Origin of the sequence: Tenacibaculum halocynthiae (assembly GCF_964512825.1) — a bacterium.
GTDB lineage: Bacteria > Bacteroidota > Bacteroidia > Flavobacteriales > Flavobacteriaceae > Polaribacter > Polaribacter halocynthiae.
The window spans coordinates 58,669-75,043 of the sequence record NZ_CAZELG010000002.1 but is presented as its reverse complement, the minus strand read 5'-3'; the positions used below and the strand labels follow the sequence as shown (position 1 = coordinate 75,043).

General features: G+C 30.3%; 15 protein-coding genes and 2 tRNA genes. 10 read left to right on the top strand and 7 right to left on the bottom strand.

What is annotated here, in order from left to right; translation table 11 throughout:
* Positions 1–5: 5 nt before the first annotated feature.
* From ACKTTQ_RS00370 to ACKTTQ_RS00360, 3 genes are all read right to left on the bottom strand, one after another.
* Positions 6–368, bottom strand: coding sequence for a heavy-metal-associated domain-containing protein (locus tag ACKTTQ_RS00370; protein WP_408048128.1), 363 nt, complete (start codon positions 366–368; stop codon positions 6–8).
* 33 nt (positions 369–401) lie between these two features.
* A complete protein-coding gene (locus tag ACKTTQ_RS00365) occupies positions 402–2,666 on the bottom strand; it encodes a TonB-dependent receptor (protein WP_408048127.1) in 2,265 nt (754 codons plus the stop codon).
* A 63-nt stretch (positions 2,667–2,729) separates the two neighbouring features.
* Complete coding sequence (locus tag ACKTTQ_RS00360) at positions 2,730–3,146, bottom strand: HYC_CC_PP family protein (RefSeq protein WP_408048126.1); 417 nt, start codon at positions 3,144–3,146, stop codon at positions 2,730–2,732.
* 112 nt (positions 3,147–3,258) lie between these two features.
* On the opposite strand from ACKTTQ_RS00360, the gene ACKTTQ_RS00355 reads away from it, so the two are divergent.
* From ACKTTQ_RS00355 to rodA, 8 genes are all read left to right on the top strand, one after another.
* A complete protein-coding gene (locus ACKTTQ_RS00355) occupies positions 3,259–3,714 on the top strand; it encodes a GAF domain-containing protein (RefSeq protein ID WP_113786969.1) in 456 nt (151 codons plus the stop codon).
* Between the two features lie 92 nt (positions 3,715–3,806).
* Positions 3,807–3,932, top strand: coding sequence for a hypothetical protein (locus tag ACKTTQ_RS00350; RefSeq protein WP_255405063.1), 126 nt, complete (start codon positions 3,807–3,809; stop codon positions 3,930–3,932).
* A gap of 147 nt (positions 3,933–4,079) precedes the next feature.
* Complete coding sequence (gene purH, locus ACKTTQ_RS00345) at positions 4,080–5,612, top strand: bifunctional phosphoribosylaminoimidazolecarboxamide formyltransferase/IMP cyclohydrolase (protein WP_093868676.1); 1,533 nt, start codon at positions 4,080–4,082, stop codon at positions 5,610–5,612.
* Positions 5,613–5,695: 83 nt separating this feature from the next.
* Complete coding sequence (locus ACKTTQ_RS00340; RefSeq protein WP_093868675.1) at positions 5,696–6,724, top strand: rod shape-determining protein; 1,029 nt, start codon at positions 5,696–5,698, stop codon at positions 6,722–6,724.
* 16 nt (positions 6,725–6,740) lie between these two features.
* Entirely contained in the window at positions 6,741–7,559 is an 819-nt protein-coding gene (gene mreC / locus ACKTTQ_RS00335; protein ID WP_408048125.1) for a rod shape-determining protein MreC, read from the top strand.
* 1 nt (position 7,560) lies between these two features.
* Positions 7,561–8,067, top strand: coding sequence for a rod shape-determining protein MreD (gene mreD, locus ACKTTQ_RS00330; RefSeq protein ID WP_113786966.1), 507 nt, complete (start codon positions 7,561–7,563; stop codon positions 8,065–8,067).
* Positions 8,064–9,944, top strand: coding sequence for a penicillin-binding protein 2 (gene mrdA / locus ACKTTQ_RS00325; protein WP_408048124.1), 1,881 nt, complete (start codon positions 8,064–8,066; stop codon positions 9,942–9,944). Before mreD ends, mrdA begins: the two co-directional genes overlap by 4 nt.
* Positions 9,925–11,202: a rod shape-determining protein RodA gene (gene rodA / locus ACKTTQ_RS00320; RefSeq protein WP_113786964.1), complete on the top strand. Its 1,278-nt coding sequence runs from the start codon at positions 9,925–9,927 to the stop codon at positions 11,200–11,202. Before mrdA ends, rodA begins: the two co-directional genes overlap by 20 nt.
* A 263-nt stretch (positions 11,203–11,465) precedes the next feature.
* On the opposite strand, the gene rpsT is transcribed toward rodA, so the two are convergent.
* From rpsT to proS, 4 genes are all read right to left on the bottom strand, one after another.
* On the bottom strand, positions 11,466–11,717 hold the full coding sequence (gene rpsT / locus ACKTTQ_RS00315; RefSeq protein ID WP_408048123.1) for a 30S ribosomal protein S20: 252 nt from the start codon (positions 11,715–11,717) through the stop codon (positions 11,466–11,468).
* A 36-nt stretch (positions 11,718–11,753) separates the two neighbouring features.
* Positions 11,754–11,825: transfer RNA gene (locus ACKTTQ_RS00310), tRNA-Glu, on the bottom strand.
* A gap of 122 nt (positions 11,826–11,947) precedes the next feature.
* Positions 11,948–12,019: transfer RNA gene (locus ACKTTQ_RS00305), tRNA-Glu, on the bottom strand.
* A 75-nt stretch (positions 12,020–12,094) separates the two neighbouring features.
* Complete coding sequence (proS, locus tag ACKTTQ_RS00300; RefSeq protein ID WP_408048122.1) at positions 12,095–13,573, bottom strand: proline--tRNA ligase; 1,479 nt, start codon at positions 13,571–13,573, stop codon at positions 12,095–12,097.
* Between the two features lie 148 nt (positions 13,574–13,721).
* Here proS and ACKTTQ_RS00295 point away from each other — a divergent pair, with 148 nt between their 5' ends.
* Entirely contained in the window at positions 13,722–14,888 is a 1,167-nt protein-coding gene (locus ACKTTQ_RS00295) for a hypothetical protein (protein WP_408048121.1), read from the top strand.
* A 24-nt stretch (positions 14,889–14,912) separates the two neighbouring features.
* On the top strand, positions 14,913–16,274 hold the full coding sequence (locus ACKTTQ_RS00290) for an OmpP1/FadL family transporter (protein ID WP_408048120.1): 1,362 nt from the start codon (positions 14,913–14,915) through the stop codon (positions 16,272–16,274).
* The last annotated feature ends 101 nt before the right edge of the window (positions 16,275–16,375 follow it).

Sequence of the window (16,375 nt, the reverse complement as noted above, 5' to 3'; positions counted from 1 at the left end):
CACTCTTATTTTTTATGATCTTCTCTTACTTCTTCTTCTCTATACTTACAACAAGGGTGCAAGTTATCATAATCTTCTGTAGTAGCTTTTATTTCTTTTGTGTCATGTCCTACTTTGGCCACTCGTTGTTTTATAGCTTTAAGATCAACTTTACGCTCATCAAAAATCAAACTTAAATCATGTGACTTAACATTCCACACCGCATACTTTACTCCTTTGGTACTCAATGCCACTTTTTCTATACGTTTCTTACACATCATACAAACTCCATCAACTTTAAAAGTAGCTTTTGCATTCTTTTTCTTTTTTTGCGCTGACATCGGCACACTTAAAAATAAAACTGTAAGTATTAAAAATATTTTTTTCATCTGTATTAATTTAATTTTATAAAAGTTTATTATTTAATTTATTTTAAATCGAAGCCCCGTATAATAATTACTTCCAAAAATAGGAGCATACACAATTGTTGTATCAAAATTCGCCCCAAAAGGATCATCACTCCCAACTATAGGACTCTTTTGTTTATAATTCGTAATATTTTCAGCACCAGCATAAATCTCAAATCTTTTTGAAAACACTTTAGTAATTTGAGCATTTAATAAACTATAACTTTTAGCAAATGCTGGCAATTGATATCGAATAGGATTACTTTGTGTATTCGGTAACCTTTGCTTCCCTAACCAATTGTAAGTTACATCAAATTTCCATTTTGCCCCATTACTACTCTCAAGAGTTTCATAAGAAACATTCGTGAAAAAACGATTTTTAGCCTGTAACGGTTTTGTTAAATTCCCTTTTTTATAGTCAGTAGTCACATCATATACTTTGTATGCCACCCTTACATTAAAATAAGGTATTATATTTTGATTTACCTCTAACTGAAAGCTATTTGCAACACTTCTGCCCTCCAAATTATAAAACGAAATTTCTTGTGGATTTTCCCAATCAACTACTACCTGATTCTCAAAACTTGTTTGGTAAAAATCTAAAGTAACATCACCTTTTTTCCCAAATAACTTATACCCTTGTAAAAAAGAAAAACCATAATTCCAAGCTATTTCAGGGTTTAAACCATAAATTCTCCCGTCATTACTTCCTATATTTATACTTCTTGATGATGCAAACATTTGTTGACTTTCAGCAAAAATATTAGCACTTCTCTTCCCTCTTCCAATTGATGTTCTAAGTACCCCTTTTTCCCAAGGTGTATATCTTACATGTAATCTTGGTGTTAAAAATGTTCCTAACAAATTATGATTATCAACTCTTACTCCAGCTGTAACACTAATATCATCAGAATTATCATAAGCATATTCAAAGAAAGCTCCTATAGCATTTTCACTTCTTTCATAATTATTATTAATACTTACTATTCCGTTATAATCTCCTACAAGCTCATCATAATTATCATACATAAAATTAATTCCAGTTTTAAATTTATGTCTAGTATCACCAATAATTGAATTAAACAACAAACTACTATAAAAACTTTGATGTTTAATATCATAATCTCTCAAACCAAAATAAGACTCTTGGTTATGATTACTATAAGCCATTTGAAATCCAAAACTTTGAAAAGGTAATTCTGGAAAAACGTACCCCAATTTAGTTGAGACTTCAAATCTTTTAGTAGCTATTTCACTTCCCCAAGCATTTTTAGTTCCCTTATCTAATTCGGGCTTAAAATTAACTTGTCCCAATTGTTTAGTATCTTTTAAATACCTGAAATTTGTAAAACTAACCCATCCTTTTTCTGCATCTGTATACTGCCAGCGATTCATTACATTAATTTGATCAGACAATGGATTATCAAGAAAACCATCACCATTTTTATCAAATCGTTGCCCTCTATGATTGCCATGTATATACAAACCTGTTTGCCATTTGTCAGTAATCTTTTGATTAAAATGAGTATTTAACTCTAGCCTTCCTCCTAATGCACCATATGCGTTAATAAAAAATTTATTATCCGAAAAAGGTTTAACCAGTTCTGTATTAATTTGTCCTGATATACTCTCAAAACCATTAACAACACTCCCTGCTCCTTTAGTTATCTGAATACTTTCAACCCAAGTACCAGGTGTAAACGTAAGTCCAAAAGCCTGAGAAGCTCCTCTTATTGATGGAATATTTTCTTGAGTAATCAATAAATAAGGGCTCGTTAAACCCAACATTTGTATTTGCTTAGTTCCAGTAAGTGCATCAGAAAAATTCACATCAATCGACGGATTCGTTTCAAAGCTTTCTGCCAAATTGCAACAAGCAGCTTTTAGCAATTCTTCACTATTAATAGTTATTAAATTTTGCGCCTGTAAATATGATTTTTGAGTAGCCTGTTTTTTAGAATTAATAGCTACTTCTTCTAAAAAATTTTCTTCTTTTAAAAAGTGATGAATAGGTTTTAAACTATTAATTATTAGTGTATCTGTTTTGTAACCTACAAAACTAACTACTAATTTTTTGTATTCTTTTTTATAAGGAATAGTAAACCAACCTTTTTCATTTGTTGTAGCTCCTATATCTGTATTAAGCCAATATACAGAAGCTCCATAAATTCCTAAATTATCTTTCGGATTGTTTTTATCCATAATCATTCCCTTAAAAGTATTTTGTGAGAATGATACTATTGTATACAGTATACAAATACTGAATATAAATTTCTTCATTGTTGTTTTATATCATTTAAAATTTTGCAATAACTCTCTTTATTCTAAAAAAGAATTGCAAAATCATATGATAAAAACATCGTTCAACACTTGGATGTCTCGAATTATTTTGGGTGGTGAATAATTTTTATGAGGTATAAACTGCTTTTCTAAACTTTCAAATAAAAGTTTGTAAGAAATACTGAAAGCTATAATAAACTTTTGTTGCTCAAAGGTTATTTTTTCATTTGCAGTTTTTTTTATGTCATCTTGCCCCTTTATATGAGCTAATTCATCTTTACAACATTTCTTTTTAACAATTACTGATTCTCCATCACAGCTTTTCTGAGCCTCTCCTTTACATGAATCAGCATCCCCTAAAAATGAAACATCAATTAAAAAATCACCACAAAAATGCTTCTCTACTGTAAAAGATATAGTAGAAAACACTAGCAATAAAGCTAGAAACAATGATGATATTTTATATAGTAACGATTTCATTTACAATGCAAATTTACAAAAAATTAGAAATATTTCTCAAAAACATTTCTTAAACCTATTTTTGTAAGTTTTTAACCCTTTTTTCGAATAAAGTACTGAATTAATATATAACATGGGAAATTTACAAAACTTAAAAAATAGAATTACAGAAATTTCAGAAGAAAATTCAACTAAAGAAGAAAAACTACAACAAATATGTGATTTTTTAGCTTCTGAAATCTCTTATTATGATTGGGTAGGTTTTTATTTCAAGAACGGAGATAAAGATGAATTAAAACTAGCTCAATATAACGGAGAAGAAACTGAACACACAATCATACCTTTTGGAAAAGGAATTTGTGGACAGGTAGCTGTGAGTAATCAAAACTTCGTTGTTCAAGATGTAAAAGAACAGACTAACTATATTTCATGTGGATGGAAAGTAAAATCAGAAATTGTAATTCCAATTTTTGTTAATAATGAAAACATTGGACAAATAGACATTGATTCACATACCGTTAACCCTTTTACAGCAAAAGATGAAGAATTATTAGAATTTACTTGTGAAAAAGTAGCTAGTTTCGTATAAAAACTCGTAAACATTTGATTATTAAAGTTTTTTTTACTTTCTTTGATGAAATTTTATTAACAACTTTATTAACATTTTTAACCCCTTAAATTATGAGTAATAGAGATTTCCCCTCTTATGCTGCTTTGAGTGATAGTAATACTCAAACAAGATCACAACAAACATTTATAGAAAAATTCACTAATTGGTTTAGGAATTTTCTGGAAAATGCAGAATAGCAAACCTATTCTCCATTTTGTTGTTTAAAAACGCTATCTAAAGACATTAACTTTCGATAGCGTTTTTTTAATTAAAAAAGTTAAATACATTTATTGTAAAAGCACGTAGCTTTTAGTAATTTTGTGAGTTTAACACAACACAACAAAATGAACAATACAAAAACTATTAAATCTGCACTAATATCTGTTTTTCATAAAGATGGATTAGAACCTATAGTAAAAAAACTTAACGAGTTAAACGTTACTATTTATTCTACAGGAGGAACAGAAAAATTTATTAAAGATTTAGGTATAAATGTAATACCTGTTGAAGATGTTACTTCTTACCCTTCAATATTAGGAGGAAGAGTAAAAACACTTCACCCAAAAGTTTTTGGCGGTATTTTAAACAGGCAAGACCATGAAGGAGACATTGCTGAAATGCAAGAATACCAAATTCCTCAATTAGACCTAGTAATTGTTGATTTATACCCATTTGAAAAAACAGTAGCCTCAGGAGCACCTGAACAAGATATCATCGAAAAAATTGATATTGGTGGTATTTCATTAATTAGGGCTGCTGCAAAAAACTTTAAAGACACAGTAATTGTTTCTTCTATGGAACAATATGACGAATTCTTAGCAACTATCACTAACAATAATGGAGAAACATCTATCTCTGAAAGAAAAAAGTTTTCTGCCAAAGCTTTTAATGTTTCTTCTCATTATGATACTGCTATTTTCAATTATTTCAATGCAGATGATGAAGAAGCTGCTTTAAAGATCAGTGAAACTGAAGGTAAAATTTTACGTTATGGAGAAAACCCACATCAAAAAGGTTATTTCTTTGGAGATTTAGATGCAATGTTTGATAAACTTCATGGAAAAGAATTAAGTTACAACAACCTACTAGATGTAGATGCTGCTGTTAATTTAATGAATGAATTTAAAGGAGAAGCTCCTACATTTGCTATTTTAAAACATAATAACGCTTGTGGTTTTGCTCAAAGAGAAACAATACATCAAGCATATGTTGATGCTTTAGCTGGTGATCCTGTATCTGCTTTTGGAGGGATTTTAATAGCTAACACTGAAATTGATAAAGCAACTGCAGAAGAAGTTCATAAATTATTTTGTGAAGTGGTAATTGCTCCAGCATTTACAAATGAAGCTTTAGATATTTTAAAAGGAAAAAAGAACAGAGTTCTTTTAATTCAAAAAGAAATAGAGTTACCTAAAACTACAGTTAGAACTTGTTTAAATGGAGCTTTAGTTCAAGATAGAGATAATATTACTGACGCTCTTGACGGTTTATCTTATGCTACTAACAATAAACCTTCTGAAAACGAGTTAAAAGATTTATTATTTGCTTCTAAAATTTGTAAACACACGAAATCTAATACTATTGTTTTAGTTAAAAACAATCAATTATGTGCAAGTGGAACAGGACAAACAAGTAGAGTTGATGCATTAAGACAAGCTATTGAAAAAGCAACAAATTTCGGATTTGATTTAAATGGATCTGTAATGGCTAGTGATGCTTTTTTCCCTTTTCCTGATTGTGTAGAAATTGCGAATAAAGCTGGAGTAAAAAGTGTAATTCAACCTGGTGGATCTATAAAAGATCAATTAAGCATTGATTATTGTAATGAAAACAATGTTGCTATGGTTTTTACAGGAACAAGACATTTTAAACATTAATATTGTATTTGATGTAAAAACAACTCATATTTTTTATAAATTTGTGAGAATACATCAATTTTTAGATAAAACATCAAAACTTTATGGGGTTTTTCGACTTTATGACTGAAGACATTGCAGTAGATTTAGGTACTGCAAATACACTTATAATCCACAATGGCAAAGTAGTTATAGATAGCCCTTCTATTGTTGCTAGAAATAGATTGACCGGTAAAATTATAGCTACTGGTCATGAAGCCAATAGAATGCAAGGAAAAACTCATGAAAACATCAAAACTATTCGTCCTTTGAAAGACGGAGTGATTGCAGATTTTCAAGCTTCTGAAGAAATGATAAAGGAATTCGTTAAAAAAATTCCTGCTATCAAGAAAAAGCTTTTTCCACCATCTTTAAGAATGGTTATATGTATTCCTTCTGGTATTACTGAGGTTGAAAAAAGAGCGGTAATTGATTCTGCTCGTCATATGAATGCCAAAGAAATTTATTTAATTTATGAACCAATGGCTGCTGCTATTGGTGTAGGTATTGATATTATGGAACCAAAAGGGAATATGATTATTGATATAGGCGGAGGTACTACTGAAATTGCTGTTATAGCATTAGCAGGTATTGTTTGTGATCAATCAGTAAAAGTTGCAGGTGATTTGTTTACTAGTGATATTATGTATTACATGCGAACTCAACATAACCTTTACGTTGGTGAAACTACTGCTGAGAAAATAAAAATCCAAATAGGTTCTGCTACTGAAGATTTAGATACACCTCCTGAAGACATAATGGTACAAGGGCGTGATTTATTAAGTGGAAAACCAAAGCAGGTACAAGTTTCTTATCGTGAAATTGCAAAAGCGCTAGACAAATCTATACTACGCATAGAAGATGCTGTAATGGAAACCTTATCAAAGACTCCTCCAGAATTAGCTGCTGATATCTATAATACAGGTATTTATTTAGCTGGTGGTGGTTCAATGCTAAGAGGTTTAGATAAACGTTTATCAAGAAAAACAGATTTACCTGTTTATGTTGCTGAAGACCCTTTACGTGCAGTTGTTCGTGGTACTGGAATTGCTTTAAAAAATCTTGAAAAATACAAATCTGTATTAATCAAATAAAATCAGTTGATTATTTATGCAACAGCTTATTTATTTCTTTAGAAAGTATAAACACTTTTTATATTTTTTGTTTCTAGAAATTATAGCTGTTGCATTAATCATAAATAATCATTCTTTTCATAAAAGTAAATTTATAAGTTCTGCTAATACTATATCTGGTGGTTTGTTACACAAAATAAGTAACATTAATGAATATATGAACTTAAAAAATGAAAACAATTTACTTTTAGAAGAAAACACTTTATTAAAAAATAAGCTAGAAAATCTTTATTCTTTAGTTGACACTGTGAAAATAAATACTATAGTAGATTCTTTAGAATTCAATCAAAAATACTACTACATAAATGGTAAAATTACTAGTAATGATTACCATACCCCTTATAATTTTATAACAATTAACAGAGGCAAAAGCAACAATATTACTACTGAAATGGCTGTAATAAACAGCAAAGGAATAATTGGTATAACTGAAAATGTTAATAGTAAATACGCTAGAGTTCAATCAATTTTAAATAAAAATAGTAAGATAAATGTACGTTTCAAAAACAGCCATCACTTTGGCACACTTATTTGGGACGCTAAAGATTACAACACTGTTCAATTAATAGATATTCCTCGCCAAGCAGTTTATAAAATTGGAGATACAATTATTACTGGTGGTAAATCAACTATATTTCCTGAGGGAATACCAGTTGGAACTGTAAAAAATGTTCCTGAAAAAATATCTGCTTTGAATACTCTTAATATAAAATTATTCAATGATATGAGTAATTTAGGAAGTATATATATTATTACAAATTTTCATAAGACCGAAATAAAAAAAGTGGAGAATTAAAATGAACAAAACACTTTACCTTATATTTTTATTCATATTCTTTGTACTACTACAAACACTAATCTTAAATAACATTCTTTTATTTGGTCATGTAAACCCATACATATATATAGCTTATGTATTTATATTTCCATTAAATCAAAAACGAATATCTTTTTTAACAATTAGTTTTCTATTGGGACTTTGTATAGATTTCTTTTCTAATTCTGGTGGTATTCATGCCTTTGCTACACTTTTTATTGCATACATACGATTATTTTTAGTTAAAACAATTTTTAAAAAAACGGAATCCGATTATCTTTTATTCGATTTAAAACTGGAAACATTTGATAAAACTTTTAATTATATAGCTATTTTAACAATTATTCATCACTTTATTTTATACAGTTTTATTAATTTTAGCTTACATAATTTTTCAAATGTTATTATCAATACACTATTATCAACTACATTTACGTTAGTACTGTATTTCTTAGGAAGTTTTATATTTAGAAAAAAGCTATCATGAAGCGAAGTTTTTTATTACTCTTTTTAATTACAGTTGTTGGCTTAGTTTATATTTTTAGACTTTTTCAATTACAAATCATTCATGGAAAAAAATCAAATCCTACCTTAAGTTCAACTGTTAAGGTCGAGTATGATTACCCTGAAAGAGGTTATGTGTACGATAGAAACAACAAACTTGTTGTAGCAAACCAACTTTCGTATGATGTAATGGTAATTCCAAAAGATGTAAAACCTTTAGACACAATACAATTCTGTTCGTTACTTAAAATATCAAAAGAAAATTTTAAATACAGATTTAAAAAAGCTGTAAAATATGCTAGGTGGCTACCTTCAGTATTCCTTAAACAACTTGCAAAAGAAGATTTTGCTTTTTTACAGGAAAAACTACAAAAATTTAAAGGTTTTTACATCCAGAAACGTATCATTCGTAATTACCCATTAAAATCAGCAGCTAATGTTTTAGGCTTTATTAGTGAAGTAAATGAATATATAGCAAAAACAAGTGACTATTACGAGCAAGGTGAATTAATTGGTAAGTTAGGTGTTGAAAAACAATATGAAAAAATTCTTAGAGGTATTAAAGGTAAAAAATATTTTAAAAGAAACAACCTTAATAAAATAACTGGCTCATATAAAGATGGAAAATACGATACCTTAGCTGTGGCTGGTAAAGATTTAACTTTAACTATTGACAGTGATCTTCAACAATATGGTGAACAACTGATGCAAGGTAAGAGAGGTGGTATAGTTGCTTTAGAACCCAATACTGGAGAAATTTTAGCACTTATTACCGCTCCTTCATATGACCCTAATTTGTTAGTAGGTAGAAAACGTTCTCCGAATTCTGTTAAATTATTTAACGACAAAATTAACATGCCCACATTTGACAGAGGTTTACAAGCAATGTACGCCCCTGGATCACCTTTTAAAATAATTAATGGTTTGATTGCTTTAGAAGAAGGTGTTATTGACGAGAATTTTTCTGTACGTTGTTACCATGGTTACAGATATGGGAAACGAAAAAATGAATTTATGGGCTGTCATTGTCGTATAGTAGGTCGTCCTATCAGATTAAAAACTGCCATTGCTAAATCGTGTAACAGTTATTTCTGTACTGCTTATAGGAAGATAATTGACAAAGCTGAAAACTCAAAAATTGGTTTAGACAACTGGAATAAACACGTCAAAAGTTTTGGTTTAGGTAATTATTTAGGATATGATTTACCCACTGGCCAAAAAGGGAGAATTCCAAATTCAAAATTTTATGATGCTCGTAATAAATTTAGATGGGGAGCAACTACAACAATATCAAACGCTATTGGCCAGGGAGAGGTAGAAACCACTCCAATGCAGCTAGCAAATATGACTGCAGCCATTGCCAACAAAGGATACTTTTACACTCCTCACATAGTAAAAAAAATAAACTCCTCTCCTATTAAGGATTCTACATATACAATTAAAAAATTCACAACAATTTCTCCACAACATTTCCCTATTGCTATTGAAGCAATGCATGAAGTATTTACTAGAGGAACAGCTAAATCAAGTCAGGTAAAAGGACTAGATATTTGCGGAAAAACTGGTACTGCGGAAAATTTCATACGAGTTAATGGAAAAAAAGAACAATTACCTGATCATTCAATTTTAATTGCTTTTGCCCCTAAAGACAACCCAAAAATTGCCTTAGCTGTGTATATAGAAAACGGAGGATACGGCTCTACAATAGCTGCTCCTATTACCAGTTTATTGATAGAGAAATATTTAACAGGGAAAATTTCAAGAAAGCATATAGAAAAAAGAATGCTTGACTTAAGTCTTAAAAGTGTATACGAAAAGCTAATTCCAAAAAAAGATACTATTGCGACAGGAACGAAATAATATATTTGCAGAAATTGATTGGATTTTAATCCTTCTTTATATCTTATTAGTAAGCTTTGGTTGGTTAAACATTTACGCAGCTTCTTCAAATGAAGAAACTCGTGAAGTTTTCAATTTTTCAACAAGATATGGTAAACAACTTATATGGATAGCATTAAGTTTACCTATTATGATATTTGTTTTATTTTTTAACGCAAAATTTTATGAAAAATTTTCTAGCTTACTTTACTTAATTTCTGTCATTATATTAGCTGGTGTTCTTGTTTTTGGTAAAAAAATAAATGGGGCTACATCATGGTATAATTTTGGAGGTGTAGGACTTCAACCTTCTGAATTTACAAAAACATTTACAGCTTTAGCTCTTGCAAAGTTAATGAGTGACAGACAGTATAACCTAAACCTTATAAAGAATCAATTAAAAGCCTTTGTAATAATATTTACTCCTGCATTTTTTATTGCATTGCAACCAGATATGGGGTCGGTATTAATTTATTTTTCATTTTTCTTTGTACTCAATAGAGAGGGACTTACCCTTGCTTATTTTATAATAGGCGCATTATCTATAATACTATTCTTATTAACCATATATTTTGGCATAAAATGGGTTTTAATAACATGCTTATTATTTATTACATTTTACACCTTATATGCTGTTTATAAAAACAAACGTTTCCTAAGATTTAACATATTTAAAGTTATTTTTTTATATGTATTTACTAGTCTTTTTATTGTTGGAATAGGTTATACTTATAACAATATTTTAGAGCAGCATCAAAAAGATAGATTTGACATATTATTAGGAAAAGTAAAAGATAACAGAGGAGTTGGTTACAACACCTATCAATCAGAATTAACAATTAGTTCAGGAGGATTAACAGGAAAAGGATTTTTACAAGGTGATAGAACACAAGGTAATTTCGTTCCTGAACAAGATACAGATTATATTTTTAGTACTGTAAGTGAAGAATGGGGGTTTCTTGGAAGTTCATTTGTTATAATTCTTTTCACTTTACTCTTATATCGAATTATCTTTTTAGCTGAAACGCATACCAATAAATTTGGAAGAATTTATGGATATGGTATTGCATCTATACTATTTTTTCATGTGTTAGTAAACATTGGAATGGTGATAGGGATTCTACCTACAATAGGTATCCCTCTACCCTTTTTTAGTTATGGAGGTTCCTCACTATGGGGGTTCACTTTACTTCTATTCATATTTATCCGATTAGATGCCCATAAGAAATATGACTGGTAACATAAAACGTTCTTTAGAGTTATAAATTGAGTTTAGAAAACACAAGTTCCATAACAAGCTAAAGAAATTCTTTTCTATCTACTTTAAAACTACCTAGAGAAGCATACACTTCAAGAAAATACTTTTTAAAAAACACCATTAACAACTAACAAAAAAGACTAGAACTCCAAAAAATCATAATAAAACATACATATAACATACATATAACAAGAAAAGCGTTTTCATGAAAATGAAAACGCTTTTACTTAAAGTAATTTTATTTCTTATAAAGCTGCTACGTGCTTAGCTAATTTAGATTTTAAATTTGCTGCTTTATTTTTATGAATAATATTATTCTTTGCTAATTTATCTAACATAGAAACAACAGATGAAAACATCCCTTCAGCTTCTTTCTTATCAGTACTTGCTCTTAATTTTCTAACAGCATTACGTGTAGTTTTATGCTGATATTTATTTCTTAAGCGCTTAGCTTCGTTACTTCTTATTCTCTTTAATGCTGACTTATGATTTGCCATTATACTAAAATCGTTAATTGTTTATAAAAAACTTTGTAGTCCGTACGGGAATCGAACCCGTGTTACCAGGATGAAAACCTGGCGTCCTAACCCCTAGACGAACGGACCAAATACAATCTTTATGATTGCGGGTGCAAATATAAGATATTTTTTTATACCTGCAATTAATTCTTTTTAATTTTTAATATTTTTAAGGTTTAATTTTTAACTTAAATCTTAAAACAATATTGTAGTCCGTACGGGAATCGAACCCGTGTTACCAGGATGAAAACCTGGCGTCCTAACCCCTAGACGAACGGACCAAAACAATCTATTTTGCGATTGCGGGTGCAAATATACAAACTGTTTTCATATACACCAAACCTTTTTTATTTTTTTTAATATGCTTTAGCAAATAAAACTCTTTCTGTTGATGGTTTTCCAGTAAAAACACATACTCCATCCTCTTTTTTAGCATCATTCGCTATACAACGTATTGTAGCTTTTGTTAATTCTTTAATTTTATCTTCAGTCTCAATTGTCCCATCCCAATGAGCAGAAACAAAACCTCCTTTATTTTCTATAACTTCTTTAAACTCTTCAAAAGAATTAACTTCAGTGATATGTGAGTCTCTATAGTTTAAAGCCTTAGTAAATAGGTTTTCTTGTATTTCTTCTAATAATTTAGTTACATGCTCTACTAAATCTACTTGGTTAATTGTTTGCTTCTCAAAGGTATCTCTACGAGCAACTTCAACAGTTCCATTTTCTAAGTCTCTATTCCCTATGGCAACTCTTACAGGAACACCTTTAAGTTCATACTCAGCAAACTTTGCACCAGGTCTCATTGTATCTCGAGTATCAAATTTTACAGAAACTCCTTTACCTCTTAACTCTTTAACAAACACATTAACTCTTTCAGAAATAGCGTCTAATTGTTCTTCTCCTTTATATATAGGAACAATAACAACTTGGATAGGTGCTAATTTTGGAGGCAAAACTAAACCTGCGTCATCAGAGTGTGTCATTATTAAACCACCTATTAAACGTGTAGAAACACCCCATGAAGTAGCCCAAACGTATTCTTGCTTACCTTCTTTAGACGTATACTTAACATCAAATGCTTTAGCAAAGTTTTGACCTAAGAAATGTGAAGTTCCCGCCTGTAAAGCTTTACCATCTTGCATTAATGCCTCAATTGTATAAGTAGCTTCTGCACCAGCAAAACGTTCACTTTCAGACTTTGCTCCTTTAACAACAGGCATTGCCATAAAGTTTTCTGCGAAATTTGCATACACGTCTTGCATTTGTTTTGATTCAAAAACAGCTTCAGCTTTTGTAGCATGAGCAGTATGCCCTTCTTGCCATAAAAATTCAGCAGTACGCAAAAACAGGCGTGTTCTCATTTCCCAACGAACTACATTTGCCCATTGATTAATTAATAAAGGTAAATCTCTATGAGACTGAATCCATTTTTTATAAGTACTCCATATAATTGCTTCTGACGTAGGGCGTACAATTAACTCCTCTTCTAATTTAGCTTCAGGGTCAACGCGTAACTTCCCTTCATTATCAGGATCGTTTTGCAAACGGTAATGAGTTACAACAGCACATTCCTTAGCAAATCCTTCAGCATTTTTTTCTTCAGCTTCAAACAAACTTTTGGGAACAAAAAGAGGGAAATAAGCATTTTCGTGCCCTGTTTCTTTAAACATTCTATCTAATTCTGCTTGCATGTTTTCCCATATTGCATATCCATATGGTTTAATCACCATACAACCTCTTACCGCTGAATTCTCAGCTAAATCGGCTTTTACAATAAGTTCGTTATACCATTTAGAGTAGTCTTCTGCTCTTTTTGTTAAATGTTTGCTCATAATCAAAAGTTTGGCATAAATATTGTTATCTTTTATGCGTAAAATTGTATGTGCAAAACTACATTAAAAAGCCTACAAGCCCAACAAAAAATAGTTTTTTGCAAAATCATTTAAATAATTTTATTGTTCTAACTTAAAAATAATAGACATGAAACCACAATACTTCAAAACAAAAGCTTACATATTCATCTTATCATTATTTTTAATAACCTCCTTTGTTTCTTGTGGTACAATGCAAACAGTAAGTAGCAGTGATGGTATTTATGATGATGAAATTGAAAGCACTCAAAACCAAGAACCTCAACGTAAAGTTGTTGTTATGGACACTAATGAATACAATAATTATAAGGAAAACTATTTTAGGAAAGAAGTTGAACGTTTAGAAAATTTAAATGGCTCAGATGTTTTTACTGATATTGAAAACTACAGATCTGATACTAGTGAGTACGATTATGAAGAAGATGTTATTGATGAGGAAACTCCTAGAACTCGCATTACTTATAATTCAAATGATCCATGGGGCTATAACAGTAATAGTAATGATGTAGTTATAAATGTAAACACATACCCAAGATGGGGATTCTATAACGATTGGGGTTGGGACTCATATTATGGATATAATTATAGACCATGGTGGCGCTCTCGCTTCTACAACAACTGGGGATACAATTCATACTGGCACCCATATAATTATGGTCATTACTACTCTGGTTTTTATGTAGGATGGAATAACAACAATTTTTATTGTCCACCATATTATAGAAACAATTATTTTAACAATCGTTATTATAGAGCAAATAGAGGTGCTAACCCATATAGAGCAGTTACTTCTAGAAGAAATTATAGTAGTAGACGAGGGTATAGTGCACGAAACACATCTAGATCAAGACGTTCATCGAATGTATACCGAAGAAGCTCAAGAACAAATAGAACAGCTAGTAGTCCAAGAAATGACAGAACTAGAAGAAGCTACAATACAACAAGAGGTGACAGGTCAACAAGATCAGTAAGAAGAACTAGAACAAGACAATACTCAACTGGAGGGCATAAACCTACAAGATCAGTAAGAAAGACTAGAACAACTAGACAATATTCTACTGGAGGACATAAACCTACGAGAAGAGCTAATACTCGATCTACAAAAAGTAATACAAGAAGCTACACACCATCAAGAACAAAAAGAAGTTCAAATAGAAGCTACACACCTTCTAGATCTAGTAGTAGATCAACTCGCTCTTACACTCCAAGCAGAAGCTCTTCTAGAAGCTCAGGATCGAGAAGTTCAAGAAGTAGTTCTAGCAGCAGAAGAAGATAATTTATTTAAAAAAAATTAAGAAACATGAAACGAATTTTAATAGTTGCAATTTCGATTGCATCATCTCTTAGTGCCTATTCACAATCACTAGATTATAATGATTTAGGCCTTTTGTTTTCAAAAGATGATAATTATGGTACAGCAAGATATGAAGCTATGAGTGGTGCTTTTGGAGCTTTAGGTGGTGATATTTCAGCTTTTAGTATAAATCCTGCTGGTAGTTCTGTATCAAAAATTAGTACTGCTTCGGCTACCCTAAGTAATCGAAATACAGATTATTTAACTTCGTATTACGGAAATTCTTCATCTTCACAAAATGATTATTTCAACCTTTCACAGGCAGGCGCAATTCTTTCTTTTGATACTGCGTATAATTCAGAATGGAATCGTTTTGCTCTTACTTTTAATTATAAAATTAAAAGTAATTACAGCTCTTTTTATTCAGTTAAAGGGAATAGCGGTTTCTTATTTCATAGCGAACATTTTAACGATACAAGTTCACCAAAAAATAAATTTGATGGTTCTATTGAACAAGGTTATTCTGTAGAAAAATCAGGACAATCAAGTGTTTTCAATCTAGGTTTCTCAGCAGTTCATCAAAACAAATTATTTTTGGGAGCCTCGTTAAATTTTCATGATATAGATTTAAGCAGAGTTGCTTTATTAAACGAAGAGAATGATGATGCTAATGGAAATATATTAAAAGCAAAAAACAGAATAGATTCTTATATACAAGGTAACGGTGTGTCCTTAAGTTTAGGGTTTCTATATAAATTAAATAAAAATATTCGTGTTGGTTTAGCCTACGAAACTCCTACTTGGTATGAAGAGATAGCAGAGGACTATAAAAATGACTTAACACTATCAGATGTATCTAATTTAGGAATAAACGGTGGAAGTGATTTAATAAGTGAATTATATATCTATAGATTCAAATCTAATAGTAGAATAACAGCAAGTGGAGCCTACATATTTGGTAAACAAGGATTGATAAGTTTCGATTACACCTATAAAGATTACCCAAATATAAAATATAGAGAAAATGATACAGCTTTTATTGAAGCTAATCAAAATTTTGCCACTCAATTTAGAGCTACTCATGCATTAAATGTTGGTACTGAATGGCGTTTTGACAGATTAAGCATTAGAGGTGGTTATCATTATGAGAAAAACCCTAATCTTTTATCTGCTGTAGGAGGTAGTGTTAATAAAGATAATATCAAAGGGTTCTCAGCTGGTTTAGGTTATAATTTTGGTAACATGAAAATTGACTTATCATACAGAAAGTCTGAAAATTTAGAATTTCAAACATTATACAATTTAGGAGACATTAGCCTTAATAATAATACGAGTAGAATATCAGGAACTGTTACTATAAATTTATAATTATATAAAATTAACATACAGAAAAGGTCTTGTAGTATTACAAGACCTTTTCTGTATATATATATCAGTTTTTTACCGTAATTTTGCATTTCATTTATTAT

Excerpts from the sequence above, each read along its gene's own strand:
- ACKTTQ_RS00370 (WP_408048128.1), bottom strand. The coding sequence starts at position 368 with ATGAAAAAAATATTTTTAATACTTACAGTTTTATTTTTAAGTGTGCCG.
- ACKTTQ_RS00365 (WP_408048127.1), bottom strand. The coding sequence starts at position 2,666 with ATGAAGAAATTTATATTCAGTATTTGTATACTGTATACAATAGTATCA.
- ACKTTQ_RS00360 (WP_408048126.1), bottom strand. The coding sequence starts at position 3,146 with ATGAAATCGTTACTATATAAAATATCATCATTGTTTCTAGCTTTATTG.
- ACKTTQ_RS00355 (WP_113786969.1), top strand. The coding sequence starts at position 3,259 with ATGGGAAATTTACAAAACTTAAAAAATAGAATTACAGAAATTTCAGAA.
- ACKTTQ_RS00350 (WP_255405063.1), top strand. The coding sequence starts at position 3,807 with ATGAGTAATAGAGATTTCCCCTCTTATGCTGCTTTGAGTGATAGTAAT.
- purH (WP_093868676.1), top strand. The coding sequence starts at position 4,080 with ATGAACAATACAAAAACTATTAAATCTGCACTAATATCTGTTTTTCAT.
- ACKTTQ_RS00340 (WP_093868675.1), top strand. The coding sequence starts at position 5,696 with ATGGGGTTTTTCGACTTTATGACTGAAGACATTGCAGTAGATTTAGGT.
- mreC (WP_408048125.1), top strand. The coding sequence starts at position 6,741 with ATGCAACAGCTTATTTATTTCTTTAGAAAGTATAAACACTTTTTATAT.
- mreD (WP_113786966.1), top strand. The coding sequence starts at position 7,561 with ATGAACAAAACACTTTACCTTATATTTTTATTCATATTCTTTGTACTA.
- mrdA (WP_408048124.1), top strand. The coding sequence starts at position 8,064 with ATGAAGCGAAGTTTTTTATTACTCTTTTTAATTACAGTTGTTGGCTTA.
- rpsT (WP_408048123.1), bottom strand. The coding sequence starts at position 11,717 with ATGGCAAATCATAAGTCAGCATTAAAGAGAATAAGAAGTAACGAAGCT.
- proS (WP_408048122.1), bottom strand. The coding sequence starts at position 13,573 with ATGAGCAAACATTTAACAAAAAGAGCAGAAGACTACTCTAAATGGTAT.
- ACKTTQ_RS00295 (WP_408048121.1), top strand. The coding sequence starts at position 13,722 with ATGAAACCACAATACTTCAAAACAAAAGCTTACATATTCATCTTATCA.
- ACKTTQ_RS00290 (WP_408048120.1), top strand. The coding sequence starts at position 14,913 with ATGAAACGAATTTTAATAGTTGCAATTTCGATTGCATCATCTCTTAGT.